This window comes from Kitasatospora sp. NPDC001159, assembly GCF_053598235.1.
On the sequence record NZ_JBSFJV010000307.1, the window covers coordinates 1 to 1,030 of the forward strand.

Here is a 1,030-nt window from a genome sequence, read left to right on the forward strand (position 1 = left end):
CGTCCGCTCGACGACCCAGCGCGTGCGGCCGCCCTCTCTGTCAGCCTTGGGTGAGACATCCCGCTTTGTCGGGTTAGCCTGAGAGGGCCCGAGTACGGAGACCCGACCCCGTCGGCGTGCCACCAACGCCAGGACGGTGTAGGCGAAGAGCAGGATCGCGACGGCGACGATGCCGTCCGCCCAGAAGTGGTTGGCCGTCACCACGACCACCGCAACCGTCAGCACCGGGTGCAGCACCATGACCCAGCGGAACGGGCTCCGCGACACCCGCACCACCGCGACCGCCGCCAGCACGCACCAGGCGACGTGCACCGAGGGCATCGCCGACAGCTGGTCGGCGACCACCATCCCGCCGACCGTGCCCCCGTACACCGACTGCCCGTACTCGGCGGCCACGTCGACGAAGCCGCTCTGCGGCAGCATCCGCGGCGGGGCAACCGGGATGAACTGCACCAGCAGACAGACCGCGGTCGTGATCACCACCGTGTTGCGCACCCACGCGTAGCGCTCCCGGTACCGTACGAACACCCAGAGCAGCACGCCCAGCATCACGGCGAAGTGCATGACCGCGTAGTAATAATTGGCCAGCCTCACCAACACCGGGTACGGCGTGATCGCCGCCTGCCAGGACGCCTCGTCCGGCAATCCGATCGCCTGCTCGGTGCGGTGGACCCAACTCGCCCGGTCCAGCGCGTGGTCGGTGCTCATCACCGACAGGTGCCCCACCAGCTGCCAGAGCGCGAACAGCGCCAACAGCGTGCCGGCCTCCCGCAGCAGCGCCGAGACCCCCGGCTTCCGGACCCGCGCGGCGACGTACGCGCCTCCGTAGAGGCCGACGGCGGCACTCCCGGCGGACTGCCAGGTCAGGGTCAGGTTCTGCATTCGCAGAGGGTAACGCAAAAAGACCCCCTCCCGAATGGGAGGGGGTCTTCTTGGAAGAATTGTTCGGCGGCGTCCTACTCTCCCACAGGGTCCCCCCTGCAGTACCATCGGCGCTGTGAGGCTTAGCTTCCGGGTTCGGAATGTAACC

At 68.4% G+C, this 1,030-nt stretch carries 1 protein-coding gene and 1 rRNA gene; both read right to left on the bottom strand.

Annotated elements, in window-relative coordinates:
* A partial coding sequence (locus tag ACWC9T_RS42075; RefSeq protein ID WP_449826284.1) for a phosphatase PAP2 family protein occupies nt 1-882 on the bottom strand: 882 nt, incomplete at its 3' end.
* 61 nt (nt 883-943) lie between these two features.
* Nucleotides 944-1,030 (bottom strand): 5S ribosomal RNA (rrf, locus tag ACWC9T_RS42080); the annotation flags it as partial.